This window comes from Bacillus sp. FSL K6-2865, from assembly GCF_040311405.1.
Taxonomy (GTDB): domain Bacteria; phylum Bacillota; class Bacilli; order Bacillales; family Bacillaceae; genus Bacillus; species Bacillus velezensis.
The window spans coordinates 2010129-2025652 of the sequence record NZ_CP152036.1 but is presented as its reverse complement, the minus strand read 5'-3'; the positions used below and the strand labels follow the sequence as shown (position 1 = coordinate 2025652).

General features: G+C 43.9%; 22 protein-coding genes. 8 read left to right on the top strand and 14 right to left on the bottom strand.

All coding sequences use genetic code 11. The annotated features are described in order from the left end of the window. Nucleotides 1-5: 5 nt before the first annotated feature. Complete coding sequence (locus NYE42_RS10085) at nt 6-131, top strand: hypothetical protein (RefSeq protein WP_013352436.1); 126 nt, start codon at nt 6-8, stop codon at nt 129-131. Nucleotides 132-183: 52 nt separating this feature from the next. Here NYE42_RS10085 and parC read toward each other — a convergent pair whose 3' ends face one another. The 3 genes from parC to NYE42_RS10070 all read right to left on the bottom strand — a co-directional run bounded on the left by parC (nt 184) and on the right by NYE42_RS10070 (nt 5408). Beyond that, nucleotides 184-2607 carry a DNA topoisomerase IV subunit A gene (parC, locus tag NYE42_RS10080; protein ID WP_007410314.1) on the bottom strand — a complete coding sequence of 808 codons (2424 nt, stop codon included), beginning with the start codon at nt 2605-2607 and terminating at the stop codon, nt 184-186. A 2-nt stretch (nt 2608-2609) separates the two neighbouring features. Continuing rightward, a complete protein-coding gene (gene parE / locus NYE42_RS10075; protein ID WP_007611767.1) occupies nt 2610-4577 on the bottom strand; it encodes a DNA topoisomerase IV subunit B in 1968 nt (655 codons plus the stop codon). 423 nt (nt 4578-5000) lie between these two features. Beyond that, nucleotides 5001-5408: a CoA-binding protein gene (locus tag NYE42_RS10070; protein ID WP_007410316.1), complete on the bottom strand. Its 408-nt coding sequence runs from the start codon at nt 5406-5408 to the stop codon at nt 5001-5003. A 151-nt stretch (nt 5409-5559) separates the two neighbouring features. Here NYE42_RS10070 and plsY point away from each other — a divergent pair, with 151 nt between their 5' ends. Both plsY and NYE42_RS10060 read left to right on the top strand, forming a co-directional pair. After that, the gene (plsY, locus tag NYE42_RS10065; RefSeq protein WP_007410317.1) at nt 5560-6141 is read left to right on the top strand and encodes a glycerol-3-phosphate 1-O-acyltransferase PlsY; all 582 of its coding nucleotides are present in this window, start codon (nt 5560-5562) and stop codon (nt 6139-6141) included. An 88-nt stretch (nt 6142-6229) separates the two neighbouring features. Further along, nucleotides 6230-6517, top strand: a complete 288-nt coding sequence (locus NYE42_RS10060) for a HesB/YadR/YfhF family protein (RefSeq protein WP_007410318.1) — start codon at nt 6230-6232, stop codon at nt 6515-6517. A gap of 33 nt (nt 6518-6550) precedes the next feature. Here NYE42_RS10060 and NYE42_RS10055 read toward each other — a convergent pair whose 3' ends face one another. From NYE42_RS10055 to acnA, 7 genes are all read right to left on the bottom strand, one after another. Beyond that, on the bottom strand, nt 6551-6850 hold the full coding sequence (locus tag NYE42_RS10055) for a hypothetical protein (RefSeq protein ID WP_043021138.1): 300 nt from the start codon (nt 6848-6850) through the stop codon (nt 6551-6553). A gap of 15 nt (nt 6851-6865) precedes the next feature. Further along, nucleotides 6866-7282, bottom strand: a complete 417-nt coding sequence (locus tag NYE42_RS10050) for a YbgC/FadM family acyl-CoA thioesterase (RefSeq protein WP_003153973.1) — start codon at nt 7280-7282, stop codon at nt 6866-6868. An 86-nt stretch (nt 7283-7368) separates the two neighbouring features. Further along, complete coding sequence (gene tlp, locus NYE42_RS10045) at nt 7369-7611, bottom strand: small acid-soluble spore protein Tlp (RefSeq protein WP_007410320.1); 243 nt, start codon at nt 7609-7611, stop codon at nt 7369-7371. Nucleotides 7612-7635: 24 nt separating this feature from the next. After that, nucleotides 7636-7782 carry an acid-soluble spore protein N gene (locus NYE42_RS10040; protein WP_003153977.1) on the bottom strand — a complete coding sequence of 49 codons (147 nt, stop codon included), beginning with the start codon at nt 7780-7782 and terminating at the stop codon, nt 7636-7638. 63 nt (nt 7783-7845) lie between these two features. After that, nucleotides 7846-7971, bottom strand: coding sequence for an FbpB family small basic protein (locus tag NYE42_RS10035; protein ID WP_012117651.1), 126 nt, complete (start codon nt 7969-7971; stop codon nt 7846-7848). A 78-nt stretch (nt 7972-8049) separates the two neighbouring features. Continuing rightward, complete coding sequence (locus NYE42_RS10030) at nt 8050-8559, bottom strand: redoxin domain-containing protein (protein ID WP_003153980.1); 510 nt, start codon at nt 8557-8559, stop codon at nt 8050-8052. Nucleotides 8560-8620: 61 nt separating this feature from the next. Beyond that, nucleotides 8621-11347 (bottom strand): aconitate hydratase AcnA, encoded by a 2727-nt coding sequence (acnA, locus tag NYE42_RS10025; RefSeq protein WP_352426986.1) that lies wholly within the window; start codon nt 11345-11347, stop codon nt 8621-8623. Between the two features lie 231 nt (nt 11348-11578). Between acnA and sspO the strand changes: the two genes are divergently transcribed. The 4 genes from sspO (at nt 11579) to NYE42_RS10005 (ending at nt 13028) form a co-directional block, all read left to right on the top strand. Further along, complete coding sequence (gene sspO, locus NYE42_RS10020; RefSeq protein ID WP_003153982.1) at nt 11579-11725, top strand: acid-soluble spore protein SspO; 147 nt, start codon at nt 11579-11581, stop codon at nt 11723-11725. Between the two features lie 29 nt (nt 11726-11754). Continuing rightward, nucleotides 11755-11901, top strand: a complete 147-nt coding sequence (locus NYE42_RS10015; RefSeq protein WP_003153984.1) for a small acid-soluble spore protein P — start codon at nt 11755-11757, stop codon at nt 11899-11901. A gap of 93 nt (nt 11902-11994) precedes the next feature. After that, on the top strand, nt 11995-12366 hold the full coding sequence (locus NYE42_RS10010) for an Hsp20/alpha crystallin family protein (RefSeq protein WP_007410324.1): 372 nt from the start codon (nt 11995-11997) through the stop codon (nt 12364-12366). A gap of 233 nt (nt 12367-12599) precedes the next feature. Continuing rightward, nucleotides 12600-13028 carry a DUF2621 domain-containing protein gene (locus NYE42_RS10005; RefSeq protein WP_007410325.1) on the top strand — a complete coding sequence of 143 codons (429 nt, stop codon included), beginning with the start codon at nt 12600-12602 and terminating at the stop codon, nt 13026-13028. 27 nt (nt 13029-13055) lie between these two features. Here the strand turns inward: NYE42_RS10005 and NYE42_RS10000 are convergent, their stop codons facing one another. The 3 genes from NYE42_RS10000 to NYE42_RS09990 form a co-directional block, all read right to left on the bottom strand. Beyond that, nucleotides 13056-13547: a CcdC protein domain-containing protein gene (locus NYE42_RS10000; protein ID WP_007611735.1), complete on the bottom strand. Its 492-nt coding sequence runs from the start codon at nt 13545-13547 to the stop codon at nt 13056-13058. Between the two features lie 79 nt (nt 13548-13626). Further along, nucleotides 13627-13989 carry a response regulator gene (locus NYE42_RS09995; RefSeq protein ID WP_007410327.1) on the bottom strand — a complete coding sequence of 121 codons (363 nt, stop codon included), beginning with the start codon at nt 13987-13989 and terminating at the stop codon, nt 13627-13629. A gap of 84 nt (nt 13990-14073) precedes the next feature. Continuing rightward, nucleotides 14074-14781, bottom strand: coding sequence for a cytochrome c biogenesis protein CcdA (locus NYE42_RS09990; RefSeq protein ID WP_088056486.1), 708 nt, complete (start codon nt 14779-14781; stop codon nt 14074-14076). A gap of 201 nt (nt 14782-14982) precedes the next feature. On the opposite strand from NYE42_RS09990, the gene NYE42_RS09985 reads away from it, so the two are divergent. Further along, nucleotides 14983-15156 (top strand): aspartyl-phosphate phosphatase Spo0E family protein, encoded by a 174-nt coding sequence (locus tag NYE42_RS09985; RefSeq protein ID WP_012117647.1) that lies wholly within the window; start codon nt 14983-14985, stop codon nt 15154-15156. A gap of 73 nt (nt 15157-15229) precedes the next feature. On the opposite strand, the gene NYE42_RS09980 is transcribed toward NYE42_RS09985, so the two are convergent. Then, nucleotides 15230-15448 (bottom strand): YneF family protein, encoded by a 219-nt coding sequence (locus NYE42_RS09980; RefSeq protein WP_003153994.1) that lies wholly within the window; start codon nt 15446-15448, stop codon nt 15230-15232. Nucleotides 15449-15524 lie beyond the last annotated feature (76 nt).

Genomic DNA, 15524 nt, shown 5'->3' with positions numbered 1-15524 from the left:
TAAACATGTTGTTTATCTTACGAATGGTGATTTTAGGGTTATTTTCATTCACTGCATTGAATTTATTTGTATGGCAGGGAATCGAAGTCGTTCACGCTATCACTGACTTATTCGGCAGCCATGAAAGCTAAATAGTAAAACCTCCGCTCAATGAGCGGAGGTTTTTTTATTTTATTTTTACTCTTAAACATCAGACGCGGGGATACGCCATACATCTGTTACCGGCCCTGTCTCATCTTCATCGGTAAAGAAGGAGCCGTTGCTGTATCGGTCATTCGCCCGCAAGGACTTCACGGCGATTTCGATTCTCTCGCCTTTTTCTGTTTCCGCAGCGATCATGTCGGCTAAAGCGCACGCGAATACGCCGACTGCGCGATGCGGGTTCTTTTTAAGCTCACGCAGCATGATGACACCGCGCTTCGCCCTGGATGTTTTTTCGAATTCAGATAGGTTCATCCGCTTGATTGCTCCCCGCTGTGTGACAAGGACAAGCGAATCTGTCTCATGCAGAATTTGTCCTGATACGACGGTATCACCGTCTTTTACATTTATGCCCTTTACGCCGGCCGCACGGGCACCGACTACATTTACTTCATCTTCACCGAACCATAAACCGTACCCGAGGCGGGTGGCGATAAACAGCTGGCTGCCGCCGTCTGTGACATGAACATCAATCAGCTCGTCGTCCCCTTTAAGGTTAAGGGCAACAAGCGCTTTCGAGTAACGCTGCGCTTTGTAATGCGTCATTTCAGTTCTCTTCACCATGCCGTTTTTCGTCATAAACAATAAATATGAAGATGGATCAAATTCTTTTACCGGTATAGCTTTCACGATGGTTTCATCACGGTCAATCGTGATGATGTTCGTTACGTGCTGCCCCATGTCTTTCCACCTGATATCGGGAAGCTGGTGAACCGGACAATAAACATAGCTTCCCTTATTGGTAAAGAGCAGGAGAACATCCGTTGTATTCATTTCAAATTGGTGAATCAGCCTGTCAGTATCCTTCATACCGAAATCCTGGCCGTTAGAAGCGGCAAATGACCGCTGACTTGTTCGTTTTACATAGCCGTCTTTTGTGACTGTCACATATACGTCCTCAGAGGCAACCATCACTTCAAGATTGATTTTAATTTCCTCAATCTTTTCTTCAATGACAGACCGTCTGCTGTCAGCATAGGTCTTTTTCAATTTTTTCAGGCTGCTTGTAATGACTTTTAACAGCTTTTTATCATGACTTAAAATGGCTTCGAGCTCCTGAATTTTCTTGCTGAGCTCTTCCGCTTCCTCTTTTAGCGCCGTAATATCCGTGTTTGTCAGACGATACAGCTGCAAGGATACGATCGCTTCGGCCTGCGGCTCCGTAAATGCGAATTTAGACATTACGTTTTGTTTCGCATCTTTCTTGTCGCTGCTTGCCCGGATGACGGCTATGACCTCATCTAACACAGACAGTGCCTTCATCAGTCCTTCAACGATGTGGTGCCGCTCTTTTGCTTTTTGCAATTCAAAGACGGAGCGGTTTGTCACCACTTCCTTCTGATGGGAAATATACGCATCCAGGATGGCCGTAAGACTCATCAGCATCGGCCGGCGGTTATGTATGGCGACCATATTAAAGTTATAAGTTGTCTGCAGATCAGTGTTTTTATATAAGAAATTCAAAATGCCTTTTGCATCGGCTTCTTTCTTTAACTCAACGACCACCCGAAGCCCCGTGCGGTCAGTTTCATCCCGGACTTCAGAAATACCTTCGACTTTTTTGTCTATGCGGTATTCGTCCATTTTCTTTACGAGATTGGCTTTGTTTACTTCAAACGGAATTTCTGTAATGACAATCTGCTCCCGTCCGCCTCTTACGGATTCCACTTCAGCCTTGCCGCGGATAATAATTTTGCCTTTTCCGGTTTCATAAGCCTTCCGAATGCCGTCGACTCCTTGAATAATGCCTCCTGTCGGAAAGTCAGGCCCTTTAATCACCTGCATCAAGTCATCGACGGTGCAATCCGGAGATTCAATCCGTTTAATGACGGCATCAATGACCTCACCCAGATGATGAGGGGGAATATCAGTCGCATAGCCCGCTGAAATCCCGGTTGATCCGTTGACAAGCAAGTTAGGGAACATGGCGGGCAAAACAACCGGTTCTTTACTAGTGTCATCAAAGTTCGGAACGAATTCAACCGTATTTTTATCAATATCACGCAAAAGCTCGGACGCGATAGAAGATAATCTCGCTTCCGTATAACGCATGGCAGCCGGCGGATCACCGTCAATGCTTCCATTGTTGCCGTGCATCTCAATCAGCACATTCCGCACTTTCCAATCCTGGCTCATCCGCACCATCGCTTCATAAACAGAGCTGTCACCGTGCGGATGATAATTACCGATAACGTTCCCGACCGTTTTCGCCGCTTTACGGAAATTTTTATCGAATGTATTTCCGTCCGCGTGCATGGCGTATAAAATTCTCCGCTGCACCGGCTTTAAACCGTCACGAGCGTCGGGCAGCGCCCTGTCTTGAATAATGTATTTACTGTAGCGTCCGAAACGGTCGCCGATTACTTCTTCTAACGGTAAATCATGAAATAATTCTGGCTGTGCCACTATTAAACCTCCTCAGCGACCGACAAGTTTTCATTTTCTAAAATATTGCTTTCCTCATCTAATCCGAAGGCAACATTTTTTTCAATCCATTTTCTTCTCGGTTCTACTTTGTCTCCCATTAATGTCGTTACACGGCGTTCTACCCGTGCCGCATCGTCGATCTTGACTCTGACGAGCGTTCGCGATTCGGGATTCATCGTCGTTTCCCAGAGCTGGTCTGCGTTCATTTCTCCCAGACCTTTATAGCGCTGGATGGTATACCCTTTGCCGACTTTCTTTAAAACGCCGTCCATTTCTTCGTCGGACCAAGCATATTCAATAATCTCTTTCTTACCGCTTCCTTTGCTCACTTTGTAAAGAGGCGGAAGGGCGATGAAGACTTTTCCGTGCTCGATTAAAGGTTTCATATAGCGGTAGAAAAACGTTAACAGCAAGACTTGAATGTGCGCGCCGTCGGTATCCGCGTCCGTCATGATGATGATCTTGTCATAATTGATGTCGTCTATCTCAAAATCTGCGCCGACACCGCCTCCGATCGCATGAATAATCGTATTGATTTCTTCATTTTTGAAGATGTCTGCAAGCTTTGCTTTCTCTGTGTTGATGACCTTTCCGCGAAGGGGCAGCACGGCTTGGAATTTCCGGTCTCTTCCCTGTTTTGCAGAACCTCCCGCAGAGTCTCCCTCCACCAGATACAATTCATTCTTCGCCGGGTTTCTGGAACCGGCCGGTGTGAGTTTTCCGCTCAGCGTCGCTTCTGATTTTTTGCGTTTTTTGCCGCTTCTCGCTTCTTCTCTCGCTTTACGGGCCGCTTCACGGGCCTGGCTTGCTTTAATCGCTTTTTTGACAAGCAGGGTTGCCGTATCGCGGTTTTCTTCCAAGAAATAAGCAAGATTCTCGGAAATGACGGCATCCGCGGCGGATCTCGCCTCACTTGTGCCAAGCTTCCCTTTCGTCTGGCCTTCAAATTGCAGCAGTTCCTCCGGGATACGCACGGAAATGATTGCGGACAAACCTTCCCTGATATCGGCGCCTTCAAGGTTCTTGTCTTTCTCTTTTAAAAGGGCGACCTTTCGCGCATACTCGTTAAACGCTCTTGTCATTGCCGTTTTGGCTCCTGATTCGTGGGTGCCGCCGTCCTTTGTTCTGACGTTATTAACGAATGACAGCATATTTTCTGAATACCCGTCATTAAACTGAAACGCGAAATCGACTTCAATGTCATGATGCTCGCCTTCAAAGGAAACCACTTCGCATAAAGCGTCTTTTTCCTCGTTTAGATAAGCGACAAACGCTTCAATTCCGTTCTCATAATAAAATACTTCTTTTACGCCGTTCCGTTCATCAATTAATTCTATTTTCAAACCTTTTAACAAGAAAGCCGATTCGCGCAGACGTTCTGACAGCGTGTCAAAATTATAAACCGTTGCGCTGAACATTGACGGATCAGGTTTAAAATGGGTAAGCGTTCCTGTTTTTTTGGTCGTTCCGATTTTTTCAAGTGAAGTCACGGGCTTGCCGCCGTTTTCAAACCGCTGTTTATACACATATCCGTCACGCTCAATAGTAACCGTCAGCCACTCCGATAATGCGTTTACGACAGATGCACCGACACCATGCAGACCGCCGCTTGTTTTATAGCCGCCCTGTCCGAATTTCCCCCCGGCATGCAGCACGGTGAAAATAACTTCCGGCGTCGGCTTTCCGAGCTTATGCATCCCGGTCGGCATTCCGCGTCCTCTGTCCTGTACGGAGATGCTGTTGTCCTTATGTATCGTTACGATAATATGATCTCCGTAGCCGGCAAGAACTTCATCGACGGAATTGTCGACGATCTCATATACCAGATGGTGCAGGCCGCGTGCGTCCGTCGAACCGATGTACATTCCCGGTCGTTTTCTGACGGCTTCCAGGCCTTCAAGCACCTGTATGGCATCTTCGTTGTAATCAAATTGCTGTTTTCTAGCCAAACGTACAAACCCCTTTCAAAAAACCTGCTCTTAATCATTTTCTTTTTTAAATGTTTTCATGTCTTTGTTTTTCAGTATGCGCAAGCTTCGGTCCAATTCTCCTCGGACTCACAATTATAACCAATATGCTTGATTTCGCAACATATTTAAGCGAATGGCTCGTTTTTTAGGCCGCAAGACATACATTCGAACGGCTTTTCATCTTTCTGGTGCCCTTTTCAGCGAATAAGAACATGAGTTCGCTTTCTATTATATAGCTTTATGCCGGCCATCGCAAACAGACTGTAAACCCCTGTATAAAGGGGTTTCTAAAAAAGCTGTTCATGCTTTATTGTATCTGTTTCATCATCATACGCAAAGAGTATTCTTTCAATAAAAAAGCAAAAACCCCTGATTTGCCAAGGATTTTTGCCTTTTTTGTTCCTATTTTATAACAGCGCGGGCGACTTTTATACATAAATCCATAACAGCCGTCCGTCCTTTGTCTGTAATCATGCGATACGCTTCTTCATTTGCAAGGCCCTGCTGCGCCCAAAAAACGGGAGCGTCCGTCTGTAAAAATTCTTCAGCGACGCCGGGAAGCTGCTCAGAGCGTCTGAACACATTCACGATATCAATCGGTCCCTCCACGTCTTTTAATGAAGCGACGGCTTTAACGCCAAGCGCCTCATCAATCGTTGGATTGACGGGAATAATTTCATACCCTTCATCCTGCATCGCTTTGGAAACCATGTAAGAAGTCCGGTCGGGACGGTCTGACAGCCCGACGACTGCGATCCGTTTGCTCCGATCCAGGATTTCTTTAATCTCTGATTTTGAAGGATTTTGCATCTTTACCATCTCCTTTTGATATATTGTACATGACCGCTTCGCCGGAATCAAAAAAAGCGCTTTGTCAGCTTAATTCTCAAAAAACTTGTCATCAGACGGTAACAACTCGTGTTAAAATAGAGTGAAGGGACATTGAAAAGGAGAAATGTAGATGTTGATTGCTTTATTGATTATTTTGGCCTATGTAATAGGCAGCATCCCGTCAGGTTTAATCGTAGGCAAACTTGCGAAAGGGATCGATATTAGAGAACACGGAAGCGGCAATTTGGGCGCTACAAATGCTTTTCGCACGCTTGGCGTTAAAGCGGGATCTGTTGTCATCGCAGCCGATATTTTAAAAGGCACCTTGGCCGCGGCGCTCCCATATTTACTGCACGTCCCCATTCATCCTCTTCTCGCAGGGGTGGCAGCAGTAATCGGCCATGTATTCCCCGTGTTCGCAAAGTTTAAGGGAGGCAAAGCCGTAGCCACATCAGGGGGCGTCCTGCTGTTTTATGCTCCGCTGTTATTCGTTACGATGGTTGCAGTATTTTTCGTATTTTTATTCCTTACGAAATTTGTTTCTCTGTCTTCAATGTTAACAGGGATTTATACGATTATTTACTGTCTGTTTGTAAAAGACCCTTATTTATTAGTCGTAGTGACGCTCTTAACCGCGTTTGTTATCTACAGACACAGGGCAAACATCAAACGGATTATAAACAAAACAGAACCGAAGATCAAATGGTTTTGATGAAACTTCAATTTTGACATCAAAATGCCATATGCGTTTATAATAGAGATAATTTCTTTATATGAGAAACAAAAAGGGAGTGTTCCGGATGAACATGAAAGTAACGAAAGGCGCGCTGGATTGGTACAAAGAAGAGCTCGATCTGGAAACAGGCGACCATGTCCGTTTCTTTGTCCGTTACGGGGGATGCAGCAACGTTCAGAAAGGCTTTTCTCTCGGCATTTTAAAAGACCGGCCGATGAACATCGGCACCAGCACGGAAGTTGAAGGCATTACCTTTTTTATTGAAGAAAGCGACTTATGGTACTTTGATAATCACGATTTGTCAGTCACATATTCAGATCAGGCAGAAGAGCCGGTATTTGATTACGTGTAAGAAAAAAAGAACGCAGCGGATGCGTTCTTTTTTTTACAGCCTGAACCTTTTGAGATGATCAGTCAGATGTTCTTTTTCTAATATGCTTCTTTGCGTATCACCGAGCAGGTCAAAGTGGGGAAATTCATTTTTATGGTGAATCCACTCCGGCTTCAGCCCGTATTCCGCTCCCCATCTGATCAGTTTATTGAGATCGCTTGAACCGGCCTTCGTCACGGTCTTAGCCTCCGGAAAACGGTCATCCAGCCAGTAATGCGTTAAAAAAGCGATTTTCCCTTCCGATACATCCCGCTTCCATCTTTCCAGTTCCCTGCGCGTAATTCCAAATGCCATAACTGCAGCCGCTCCTTATTTTTTTGCCTTTTCGTAAGCGGCATGCCAATCAGGAAAAGCCTTGCGAAACTGAATCGGTTTGAAGCTCTCTTTATCAACGCATATATGAGAGGATGTCGCTTTGATGGCAAGTTCTTGATCCGGATTATAGATGTGGTAGCCGTAAACGGTTTTAAATCCGTTATATTCTTCAATCCAAGTATGTACGACAGCCGTTTCTCCGTAGCGGAGCGGCTTTTTATAAGAAATGCTGATATCCAATACAGGGGACAGCACTCCTCTATCTTCCATATCCTTGTAAAGGAATCCGAGTTCCTTAATCAGCGCCGTTCTGCCGACCTCCATCCAGACTAAGTAATTGGCATGATAGACGATACCCATTTGATCTGTTTCCGCATAACGCACTTCTATTTCTTTTTTTGACACATGCAACGTTCTCTGCTCCCTTATTATCAGATTAGCCCCATTTTATCACAACGAGCCGGAAAGAGAAAAAAACCAGGTTTCCCTGGTTTTTATTATGATTGATAGCCGTTTTCTCTTGCAGCCGATTCATCCTGGATTTCACTGCGGAACGATTCAATGCTTTCATTGCGTCTGGCATTCTTCTCTTGAATGCGCTGTTTTTCCTCATCTGTCGCAAATTCCATTGATTCTTTGGCTTCTTCTATATTTTCAATTGTATTCTGCACCATATCCTGCAGCTTTTCAACGTTATCGGAACGGTCATCCGGATTCGGTTTTTGATAATTGTTTGTCATAATGTCTGCTCTCCTTTGATGATGTTATTCGCCTTTCGTCTGCATGACAATCGGATGTCCGTTTGACTTGTCATGAAACTTTTCCCCTTTGTTGCGTTTATATTTAACGGGTTTTGTCCCTAAGTGGCTCGGAGCGTATTGCGGCTGGCCGTCTTTCTTGTTTATGCCCATGTTCATCCCTCCTTAAGAGTATATTTTGCAAAAGGAGGTGCAAACATGACTGCAAATTAAAGGTTATTTTTGTTTGAACCGCTGCTCCAGCTTTTCTTCAAGCTGATTCAAATATTCCGTATTGGTCATCAGCTCACGTTTATTTTCCATAACCAATTCATGAAAAGAACGTTTTCGCATTTTTTTCAATCTTCTCACCTCCGTGTTTTCATTCATTTTTTCCAATTTTTCAAAACCTAAGCCCTTCACAATAAAAAAACTGAACCTCTATTTGAGATCCAGTTTTTCTTTCATTTCTTTTTTTGTCATCGTGCCTACGCGAATATGCTGAATGGTTCCTTTTTCGTCTAATATGTATGTTGTCGGATAAGAAAGCACGTTGAAATCTCCGTTAATTCCGCTTTTGTCAATCAGAATAGGAAAGGTCAGCTGATAATGATCAGCAAATGATTTCACAGCCTGTATATTTTTTTCAGAGGATGTAAAATTAACGGCTGCTACCGCAATATCAGGATATTCTTTTTGCAGCTCCTGCATATCGGGCATTTCCATTCGGCACGGCTTGCACCACGTCGCCCAGAAATTGAGGAGCACTTTTTTTCCTTTATAATCAGAAAGGGAGATGCTTTTTCCTGACAATGTATCAAGTGTAAAGTCAGGGGCTTTCATCCCTTCTTCTGTCCCTTCTTTCGGACTTTTTTGTACAGAATAAATGTTCCAGCCCGCATACACTAACAACCCGATAAGTAACATTCCGCCCAGCCATTTCGCAAGCATCTTAAGGCCTCCCGCATAAAAAGAGAGAAAGCAGACTGCTTTCTCTCCTTTGTTCATTCTGCTACTGTTTCATTTTATCGCGAAGCACCATTTGTAAAATGCCGCCGTGGCGATAGTAATCAATTTCCACTTCACTGTCAAAACGGACAACAACTTCAAATGTTTTTACCGTACCGTCTTCACTGATAGCTCTGACAGTCAGCAAGTCGCGCGGACGTACAGATTCATCAACATCCACCTCGATGACTTCCTTACCGGTTAAGCCGAGTGTATCCGCGTTTTCACCCTGTTTGAACTGAAGCGGCAGCACACCCATGAAGACGAGGTTGCTTCTGTGAATTCTTTCAAAGCTTTCGGCAATGACTGTTCTGATGCCGAGCAGGTTTGTTCCTTTTGCAGCCCAGTCACGTGAAGAGCCCATTCCGTAATCTTTTCCGGCCAGGACGACAAGACCCGTTTTATCATCTTTATACCGCATGCAGGCATCATAAATAGATGTCACTTCCCCGGTAGGCCAATGTGTTGTGTATCCGCCTTCTGTACCCGGTGCGATTTGGTTTTTAATGCGGATATTGGCGAATGTTCCTCTCATCATGACTTCATGGTTTCCGCGGCGTGAGCCGTAAGAGTTAAAGTCACGAGGAGAAACGCCTTTTTCCTGCAGGTATTTGCCCGCCGGTGTGTCTTTTCCGATCGCTCCGGCCGGAGAAATGTGGTCAGTCGTCACAGAATCGCCGAATTTGCCGACAACGCGAAGTCCTCTTAAAGGCTCAACTTTTCCCGGCTCTACAGACATTTCCTCAAAGAACGGCGGGTTTTGAATGTAAGTGGAATCCTGATCCCACTTGTACAGTGCTTCATCCGTCGTTTCGATTTCGTTCCAGCGCTGGTTGTCGTCAAATACCGTTTCATACTCTTTGCGGAATAATTCCGGCGTAACAGTCTGTTTGACGAGAGAATTGATTTCATCCATGGACGGCCAGATGTCATCGAAATAAACATTTTGTCCATCATTTCCGACACCGATCGGATCCGTTTTCAGGTTGATATTCACAGTGCCTGCTAATGCGTATGCGACAACAAGCGGAGGTGACGCAAGGTAGTTTCCTTTGACAAGCGGATGGATCCGGCCTTCAAAGTTTCTGTTACCTGACAAGACAGAAGTGATCAAGAGATCATTTTTAGCAACCGCTTCTTCAATCTCTGGAGAAAGCGGGCCGGAGTTCCCGATACATGTCGTACAGCCATACCCTACGAGGTTAAAGCCGAGCTCCTTCATGTAAGGAAGCAGGCCTGAGTTGACTAAGTATCCAGTAACAACCTTAGACCCCGGTGCAAGTGATGTTTTAACATAATTCGGCACTTTCAAGCCTAATTCTACCGCTTTTTTGGCTACCAATCCGGCACCGATTAATACATAAGGGTTTGATGTATTCGTACAGCTTGTAATAGCAGCGATTGCAATCGCCCCTGTTTTCATAACCGCATCTTCGCCGCTGTTAAGTTTAAATGAAATTTCTTTGTTCTCTTCAGCAGCATCCACTCCGAATCCTTGGTTGCCGGCCGGGCTGACTAGATGTTTTTTAAACGTTTCCTGCATAACGGAAAGCGGGATTAAATCCTGCGGACGTTTCGGTCCTGAAAGGTTCGCTTCGATTTTTGACAGATCAATTTCCACAACGTCTGTAAAAATAGGCTCTTCCGCGTCAGGCGTATAGAATAAACCGTTGTTGCGGCAGTATGCTTCCACAATATCGATCTGCTCTTCTTCACGGCCGGTCAGACGCAGGTAAGAAAGTGCTTCCTCGTCAACCGGGAAGAATCCGCAAGTCGCTCCGTATTCCGGCGCCATATTGGCAATAGTCGCCCGATCCGCAAGCGGAAGCTCAGCAACACCAGGACCGAAGAATTCAACAAATTTATTGACTACGCCTTTTTCGCGCAGCACTTGAGTGACTTTCAGCGCCAAGTCAGTCGCCGTCGTTCCGTTAGGCAATTTTCCGACAAGTTTCGCGCCGATGACCTCAGGAACAGGGAAATATGAAGGCTGGCCGAGCATTCCCGCTTCCGCCTCAATACCGCCGACACCCCAGCCGAGGACGCCGATTCCGTTAATCATTGTTGTATGGGAATCTGTTCCCACCAATGTATCAGGATATGTCACAAGTACTCCGTCTTCCTCTTTCGTATGAACGACACTTGCCAAAAACTCAAGGTTTACCTGGTGAACGATACCTGTTGCAGGCGGAACGGCCTGATAATTGTTAAACGCTTTCTTTGCCCAGCTTAAAAATTTATAACGTTCTGCATTTCTTTCGAATTCTAAGTCCATATTAATGGCTAACGCGTCTTCCGTACCGGCTTTGTCGACTTGTACGGAGTGGTCAATGACCAGGTCAACCGGAATTTCAGGATTGATTTTATCAGGGTCTCCGCCGACAGAAGCCATGGCTTTTCTTAAAGATGCCAGGTCAACTACGGCCGGAACGCCGGTAAAGTCCTGTAGAATAACCCGTGACGGTTTAAACGGCACATCGATATCTTTTAATTCAGCAGTACCCCATCTTGCTAAATTTTCAACATGCTCTTTTGTAATGACGCGTCCGTCTACCTGACGCAAAACTGATTCCAAAAGAACCTTAATAGAATAAGGAAGTTTTGAAACATTGCCGACCCCTGCGTCTTCCAATGCTTTTAATGAATAGTAGTTGTATGTTTTCCCATTTGAAGAAAATGTTTTTCTTGCTTGGAAAACGTCTTGTGTTGCGACTTTTTGCTGATTTGTCATTTCCCAAAATCCCCCTTCAATGATCAAGATCGTTCTTTAGATGAATGTTCACATTCCATCACAATTTTCTCACAATTTCATCTTAGTATAAAATCATACATAAGTAAATATCAATGTTTTTATTAAATACAATAAGATCGTCTTATCAGCATGATTTTCGGTAAATTTTGTCCGATTTTCCGCCTCATACAACGGGCTGTAAAGAGCCATATTAATGTTGAGGTGATGATCATGGTAAAACGGAAAGCCAATCATGTCATTAACGGCATGAATGATGCGAAAAGCCAAGGCAAAGGCGCGGGTTATATAGAAAATGACCAGCTCGTCCTGACGGAAGAAGAACGGCAGAACAATAAAAAAAGAAAAACAAACCAATAGCCGGAACACCTTAAAAAGGAGGCTTTAACATGACAAATAAAAATACGAGTAAAGATATGCATAAAAATGCTCCGAAGGGCCATAACCCCGGCCAGCCGGAACCGCTGAGCGGAAGCAAAAAAGTGAAAAACCGCAACCATACAAGACAAAAACATAATACAAGCCACGATATGTAAAACAGACCCCGTGTCTGTTTTTTTGTGCCATTCACCCATTCAAAGCTTCTGCATACGTTATAGCAAGGCTTTTTAATATGGAGGGATGCTTCCATGAATCACTCAAAAAACGCTGAAGAATTTGATGATACGGAAGAATGGCTGCGGCAGTTTTACGAGGACCCGTATGCTTGGTATGACGAGACGCTGCCGATCGATCTATATGAAACAAGCCGTCAATATATCATTGAAGCCGACCTGACGGCGCTGAAGCAGGTGCAAGCGATAACCGTCACTCTTTCGGGGAATGAATTTATGCTCTCTGTTAAAACGCTTGAACGGACGTTAAACAAACAAATGATGCTTCCTTTTTATCTGAATGACAAACATATTTTCACTGATTTCACCAACCATATTCTGACCGTCTCCATGAACAAGGAGCCAAATGAGACTCCTGCCTCATTTTCCTTTCAATTTCCTCTATAACATAAAAAAGCCGCTTTCATCCCTCAATGGAAGCGGCTTTTTTGTCCGGTCATATCAGTCATATACCCTCAAAGTGAATCTCCCATGGCCAAATAGCAGAATCACTATACGATAGAATATGTTCTAGCAACCGGAATGACTGGACATCTATCATTTTTTCTATTCTTTTTTTCATGTGTTCTTCTATTCTGTCTTCGTTTACAATATGGTTAAAGTAAGGAGGAGATAGAACAATGCTGGAAGGCTGGTTTATGTGGTTTATTTTATTTTGGGTCATCGTGATGATCGGATTGCTGTCTATCGGCGGGTTTTTTATGTTTCGAAAATTTTTAAAACGCTTACCGAAAGAAGACGGCCGGTCAGAACTGGATTGGCAGGACTATTATATTGAAAAAAGCAGGCACTTATGGAATGAGGGTGACAAGGCGTTTTTGGATGAACTGGTCGCCCCCGTACCGGAGCTCTTCCGGGATGTAGCCAAAGCGAAAATCGCCGGAAAAATCGGTGAACTTTCCTTAGCGGAGGAAGCTGAACAAATAAACCGTGATTTAATCATCAGGGGTTACATACTGGCCACTCCTAAGCGTGATCATCAATTTTTAAAAAAGCATCTCCGGGAAAAACAGATTGATCTTACTCCTTATCAAGCCCTGCTCAAATAAAAAACCTTTCCGGCGGACGGAAAGGTTTTAATTCATCTGAATATCAGCGGTCTTCAGTTCATTCGAAAGTTTGCGGTAAGACAAAAACATCGCGATGCGCCACGGGACAATCATTCCGAAAGCCAGAATCCAAAACATTCCGCTTAAAGCTCCGTAATCAATCGTCGTGCTCAAAATGGATTTCATAGCGATTCTGATAACCAAGAGACCAATCAGGATAAACACAAACGCTTTTGACCGTTTTAAATAGATTTCATTATTTTTAATCTCAAATTTAGATGTTTTAATCAGAAAAATAGAGAAGATCACGCCCAGCGTAATGGCCTCCAAAAATTCTTCGCCCGTCACTCTGAAAATCGGAAAAAGGAACATAAGCGCTCCCGTACTCATGAAAATCGGCGGGAGAATTATTTTTTTAGGTGAAGCGGGCTTGTCGGAGGATTTAATCCTGACGATCATCACGGAAATTGCCATGGCCGCTGCAATAACGGATGAAATTATAATCATCATCTTTATCATTCCTTTGCTTGCACGGAGTTTGATACTATATACTATACTCCAAAAACATAAAAAAAACCAATTTGAAAAGAGAACACGTTTACGTTCCCGTTACCCGGCCTACGGCCTCCAGCACTTTAGATGCTTCAAACGGTTTAACGATAAAGTCTTTAGCGCCTAATTCAATCGCTTCCAGAACGATCCGCTGCTGCCGCATGGCGGTGCACATGATGATCCGGGCTTTCGGGTCAAAAGCTAAAATATCCTGCAGGGCCTGTATACCGTTTTTGACCGGCATGGTAATATCCATTGTCACCAGGTCGGGACGGATTTTTTGATATACTGCCAGGGCTTCCTCACCGTCAGCCGCTTCCCCGGCAACTGTATAATTCGCCGATTCCAGAATCTCTCTGATTTTCACCCTCATGAACTTGGCGTCATCTACAACTAAAACTCGTGTCATATTCCCCTCCACATATTTAACATTAACTAGTCTTATTGTACCAAAAACAAAAGGGTATATAATAGTTCAAAAGTTATTAATCCGTTACAGACCCGTAAATCCTCCGAAAAGATTTGACAGAACGATCAGAATGTAGCTCATCCAGTTAAAAAACAGCATAACTCCGATCAGAATCATAAGAATGCCGCCGATTTTCATGATAAGCAGCTGATGCTTGCGAATCCAATTCATTCTGGTAATAAAAAATGAAAGAACAAGAAAAGGAATCGCAAATCCGAGAACATATAAAAACATATACGGCACTGCTGAAGAAGGATTTGTATTGGCCAGCGAAAACACGGCTCCTAAAATAGGCCCGCTGCACGGCGACCAGCCGGCTGCAAACGCAAGACCGATCAGAACCGAACCGATAAACCCCTCCGGACGGCGCTTAAAGTGAATGCGCCGCTCTTTCATCATGAATTTCGGCTGAAACACACCGGCAGTAATCAGCCCGAAAAGGATCAGCATGATAGCGCCAAACTGGCGGATCGCTTCATGATATTGGGTAAAAAAACTGCCGATAAACGAAGTTCCATATCCCAATGCGATAAAAATCACGGAGAAACCAAGCAAAAAACAAAGTGTATGCACGAGGCCACGCTTTTGCAGCATCACCTTTTCTGTTTTCACCTCGTCCATACTGACACCAGTTATGTAAGATAAAAAGGCGGGGTACAACGGCAGACAGCATGGAGAAATGAAAGACAGAAATCCGGCCCCAAACGTCAGAAAGTAATTAAAACTCACGATGACACACTCCCTTCGAGTTATGACAAAATCATTTCATTTTTTTAACACTTTTCCGAGAAGGATTACTTTTTATAGAAAAAGCTTATATAATTTAATTTGACATCGAGATATTATACTCCTTCTTATTTGAAAAACAGTATAAATGTGGATATAATAATAGCGACTCAGGTGAAAGATTTATGTATGAAAGGATATATCCCTGTGATTAGAGAGCATCTATTAAATGAAATTGAAAAAAAACGGGCAGAGCTGCTTAAAATCGTCATGACAAACGGAATGACATCAAACATTACGATAGAACTCAGCCAGGAGCTTGACCACCTTCTCATACAATACCAAAAAGAACTGCACACCGGCAGTTGGGGTGAAACATGACGCCAAAATAAAAAACCCTCTCCGGGTTTTTTATTTTTATAACCATGTATCTCTATATCATAATCTGTACGTATTATTTCGCTTGATTATTCATGGCTTTCATCATTTGATTAATTTTCTTTTGAGAAGGTTTCATTCCCATTTGCATCATCATCATGCGTAACATTTGTTCATTAATAGGCGGATTCTTTTTCAAATAGCTCATCATATATTTACGAGCAATAAAAAACCCGAGTGCAACACCTATGAGCAATGCGACAACGCCCACTAGGATGCCAACCCATAAAGTCATTTTATTTCCTCCTTCATGTTGTCTAGTTTAAAGTGTACTAAACCAAAGGCTATTATACAACATTTACATCTCTTTT